Annotated in this window: 5 protein-coding genes; 2 read left to right on the forward strand and 3 right to left on the reverse strand. The window is 74.4% G+C overall.

What is annotated here, in order from left to right:
- Positions 1 to 226: 226 nt before the first annotated feature.
- The gene (locus OZN99_RS26415; RefSeq protein ID WP_270938217.1) at positions 227 to 1,129 is read right to left on the reverse strand and encodes a PfkB family carbohydrate kinase; all 903 of its coding nucleotides are present in this window, start codon (positions 1,127 to 1,129) and stop codon (positions 227 to 229) included.
- A 25-nt stretch (positions 1,130 to 1,154) separates the two neighbouring features.
- Here OZN99_RS26415 and OZN99_RS26420 point away from each other — a divergent pair, with 25 nt between their 5' ends.
- A complete protein-coding gene (locus tag OZN99_RS26420) occupies positions 1,155 to 1,832 on the forward strand; it encodes an RluA family pseudouridine synthase (protein ID WP_270938218.1) in 678 nt (225 codons plus the stop codon).
- A gap of 337 nt (positions 1,833 to 2,169) precedes the next feature.
- Positions 2,170 to 2,814 (forward strand): LysE family translocator, encoded by a 645-nt coding sequence (locus tag OZN99_RS26425; RefSeq protein ID WP_270938219.1) that lies wholly within the window; start codon positions 2,170 to 2,172, stop codon positions 2,812 to 2,814.
- Positions 2,815 to 2,898: 84 nt separating this feature from the next.
- Here the strand turns inward: OZN99_RS26425 and OZN99_RS26430 are convergent, their stop codons facing one another.
- Positions 2,899 to 3,930 carry a Bug family tripartite tricarboxylate transporter substrate binding protein gene (locus OZN99_RS26430; protein ID WP_270938220.1) on the reverse strand — a complete coding sequence of 344 codons (1,032 nt, stop codon included), beginning with the start codon at positions 3,928 to 3,930 and terminating at the stop codon, positions 2,899 to 2,901.
- 163 nt (positions 3,931 to 4,093) lie between these two features.
- Positions 4,094 to 4,363, reverse strand: a 270-nt coding sequence (locus OZN99_RS26435) for a hypothetical protein (RefSeq protein ID WP_456299905.1), incomplete at its 5' end; no start/stop codon positions are given.

Genomic DNA, 4,363 nt, shown 5'->3' on the forward strand with positions numbered 1-4,363 from the left:
CAGGCGTCGCGCCAGCGTCGGCCCGCGATGCTGCGCCCGCGGCGCCGCCGTGCTGCGCGTGGTGGCGCCCTCCATGCCCGCGCTGGCGGCATCAGGCCCCGTGCCGACGGGCATGCGGCTTCCTACCTCGCTCGGCGCTTCCCCCTGGCGAGCCTATGCACCGCGGCCGGCGGCTCGCAACGCGCCAACGGGCCGCGGCGCAAGAGTTGATCGGCGGGGCCGGCGGTCAGCCGGCCAGCAGCGCCTCCACCATGTCGCGGGTCGGCGTCGCGCCGTCGCGCGCGCGCAGCGCGCCGGCAGCGGAGGCGAAGCGCATCACCGCCTCGATCGGCTGGCCTTCCGCGATGGCCAGCGCATAGGCGCCGTGGAACACGTCGCCTGCGCCGGTGGTGTTGGTGGCCTGCACGCGGAAGGCAGGGGTCCGGCGCGGGGTCGGGTCCTCCCGTGTCATCCACAGCGTACCCTTCTCTCCCTGGGTCACGGCGGCGACCCGGCACCCCGCCTCGATCGCCCGATGCAGCGCGTCCACCGGCTTCTGCCCCGGGGCGAAATTCGCGAGGCCCGGGACCGAGAACACCGCGTGGTCCACGCGCGGGATCAGGTCGAGCAGGATGCGCGTCTCGCTCTTCTCGCCGTCGATCACCGTCGGCACGCCCTTCGCGCGCGCGTGGTCCAGCGCGCGCGCCGCGCCCTCCGGCCAGCGCGGGTCGCAGAGGAAGGCCTGCGCCGTGTCGATCAGGTGCAGCGGCAGCCAGTCCGGCTCGGTGCCGAGGTTGTCGCCGCGGTAGCTGTAGATGCTGCGCTCGCCCATCGGGTCCACCAGCACGGCGGAGACCGGCGTGCGCCCGCCCGGCGCGAGCCGGCAATGCGAGACATCCACCCCCTGCTCCGCCAGCGCGGCCAGCAGGGGGCGGCCGTTGAGGTCGTCCCCCACCCGGCCCCAGAAGATGCAGTTGCCTCCCAGCCGGCTGACGGCGATGGAGGCGTTGGCCGCCAGCCCACCGGCCCCGAGCGCATAGGACCGCGCGCGGTTCTTGGAGGGCGGCTGGACGATGTCGTCCACGTGGAAGGTGTGGTCCATGACGACGCTGCCGAGGCAGACGACGACGGGGCGGGGGTCGAGGGCCATGCGAGGCAGGCTGCCCTCCCCCGCGGTGCCCCGCCAAGCGGAGATTGCCCTCCCCGACTGGCTGAGAGCGCGGCTGCTGCATGTCGCGCCGGAGGTGCTGGTGCTGGACAAGCCGGCCGGCCTGCCGGTCTCGGCGCGGTCGGGCGAGAGCCTGGAACGCTGGCTACCCGCGCTGCGCCTGGGCAAGCGGCGCGACCCGCACCCCGCGCACCGGCTGGATGCCGACACCGCCGGCTGCCTGGTGCTGGGCCGCACCGCGCCGATGCTGGCGCGGCTGAATGCGCTGTTCGCCGAACGGCGGGTGGAGAAGACCTACTGGGCCGTGCTGCGCGGCGACCTTCGTGGCGCTGCCGGCGTGGTGGACGCGCCGCTCCGCAAGGTCAGCACGAGAGAACGCGGCTGGCGGATGGAGGTGCATCCCGCCGGCGATCCCGCCCGCACCGCCTGGCGCGTGCTGGGCCGCGCGCCCGGCATGACCTTCGTGGAGCTCCGCCCCGAGACCGGACGGACGCACCAGCTGCGCGTGCACTGCGCCCATCTCGGCGCGCCGATCCTGGGCGACGCGCTGTATGGCGGCGGGGCGGGGACGCTGCACCTGCTGGCCCGCGGGATCGCGCTGCCGCTGGAACCGGCGCTGCGCGTGGTGGCGCCGGTGCCGGAGCACATGCGCGCGGCGGTCGCGGCCTGCGGGGGGCGTGCCTGACCTTCGACGGCCCGCCAGGACCATCCCGGAGACAGGCGCGGCGCCGGTCAGCCTGCCGCGACATACGGACTCGGCAGGTCATCGACAGCTTCGGCCGATGATGGCGATTTCGGCGAAGTTTCGGCCGGTCTTCGGGACCTGCGCCCGCTTCCGCTGCACTCCTGCACGCGACTGATGCAGGAGGCTGCGACGATGCCAGGATTCAGGGTTCTTCCGCTTCGTCTGCTGCTGTGCGCCAAGAGCCGGGGCCCGGCTGGCGTGGTCGTCGCGCCGCACGTCCCGGGCGCCGACCACCGGGGCCGGCGCGAGGCATAGGGGGTCCGCGCGGACGGCCGCCATGCCGAACGATCCCCTCGGTTTCCTCGCCATGGCCCTCGCCGTCATCGCGGCACCGGGGCCCGCCGTGGCGCATGTGCTGCTCAGCAGCGTCGTCGGCGGGCGGCGCCTGGCCAGCTTCGCCATCTGCGGGATCCTGACCGGTCACTGCCTGGCCATGAGCGTGAGCTTCAGCCTCGGCCTGCTGCTGCTCAGCCGGCCCGACATCCTGACGACGGTGCAGCTTGCGGCTGCGGCGGTGCTGGCCTTCCTGGGCCTGCGGCTGCTGCGCGCCGCGGTGCTGCCGCCGAGGCGCCGCATCGCGTCGCGCAACGCCTGGTGGCGCATCGAGGGCGGGCCCGGCGCGGTCGCGGGCGGGTTCGTGCTGGCCGTGGTCAACCCGATGTCCCTGGCCTTCTTCGTCTCCTCCGCGATCGGCTTCCTCGATCCCGACTTGCCGCCCTGGCCGCAGAGCGGCGTCCTGGCGCTGCTCTATCTGTGCGCGGCCATGCTCGTGCATGGCAGCTACGCCATCCTCGCCACGCGGCTGCATGATTCGGCGCTCGGCGGGGTGGTGGGCGTGCAGCGCGTGCTGCGCCTGGCGGCGGCGGGGCTGACGCTGGGCGCGGCGGGCCTCATCGCGCTGCGTGCCGCGGGCTACGCGTGATGTCTGCGGCCCGCCCGGGCCGCACCCGGATCCGCCCGGCATGGCCATTCCGCAGCGGTTCGGCCGTCTCTCCGCCGGTGCCGCTCAGCCGCCGTCGGGCCGGATCCCGGCCTGGCGGATGAGCGCGCGGTAGCGCGCCCTCTCCGCCTCGATGAGGGCGCGCGTGGCCGCGCCGTCGCGGAAGCGTGGCGACAGGCCTTGGCGCTCCAGCGCGCGCGGCAGCTCGCCCCCCTGCAGGGCCGAGGCCATGGTCGCCTCGAGCCGCTGGCGGATGGCGTCCGGCATGGTCGCGGGCACCATCAGCGCCATCCAGGCCAGGATCTCGTAATCCGGCAGGCCGGCCGCCTCGGCGACCGTCGGCAGATCCGGCCGGAGGTCCACGCGCGACGCCGAGGTGACCGCGACGATGCGCAGATGCCCGGCCTCCTCCGCCGGGCGCATGGTCGCGTAGGGGTCCATCACGAAACCCAGGCGGCCGGCGGCGAGGTCAGGCATCGCGAGCGGGATGCCGCGATAGGGGATGTGGTGGATGTCGAGCCCGAGCGGCCGGCGGAGCTGCTCGAAGGCAAGGTGGTGCAGCGAGCCGATGCCGTTCGAGCCGAAATTCAGCTGGCCGGGATGAGCGCGCGCATAGGCGATGAGGTCGGCCATGGTATTCACCGGCAGCCGCGCGGAGACGCCGACGAAGAACGGCCCCTCGATCAGCTGTCCGACCGGCGTGAAGTCGCGCAGCGAGTCGACCCCGAGATCGGGGAAGAGCTCGTTGTTGATGGCGAGGCTGCCGGTATTGCCGAACAGCAGCGTATGCCCATCGACGGCGCGCAGCGCGGCCTCCATCGCCGGGCCGCCATTCGCGCCGGTGCGGTTCTCGACCTGCACCGGCTGACCGAGCGCGTCGGCGAGGCTGCGCGCCAGCGAGCGCGCCGCCAGGTCGATGCCGCCGCCGGCCGGGAAGCCGACCACGATCCGCAGCGGCATGCGGGGCCAGGGCGCCTGCGCCCAGGCCGGACGCGCAGCAACCGCAAGGCCAGCGCCGACGATGCGCCGCCGCCGCAGGTAGTGCAGCGTGGCAACCGGACGCGTCAGGCGGCGGGACGATGCGAGGGCAACAGGCATGGCTCATGCTCCTTCATGGGAAGGGAGGCTGCGCTCCACGCCTGCTGGTTCATTGTCTTGAGGAGCGATGGCGACTGTGCGGACCAGCAGGCACGCCTGTCCAGCGCAAAAGCACATCGGCCGCCTCTCGCGATCCGCTCAGGGTCGCTCCCGGCGCCACCCCTCACCGCACCCTAAGCTCCGCCCGCGCCGCCGCCCCGTCCGCGTCCAGCACCGTGACGCGGTAGAAGCCCGGCCCCGGCGGCGTCCAGGCCACCTCGCGCCGCGCGCGCTCCGCCTCCAGCGGCGCGCCATCCACCAGGAAGGTCAGCGGGCGCCGCCCGCCCGCCGCGCGGATCGTCACCGTGCCGCCCTCCGCCAGCACCGCGCCGGGCATGGGGAACAGCAGGCGCAGCCGGTCCGCGGCCTCCGCGCCCACCGCCATGGCGTTGCG

Source organism: Falsiroseomonas oryzae, assembly GCF_027856955.1.
Classification (GTDB): Bacteria; Pseudomonadota; Alphaproteobacteria; order Acetobacterales; family Acetobacteraceae; genus Falsiroseomonas; species Falsiroseomonas oryzae.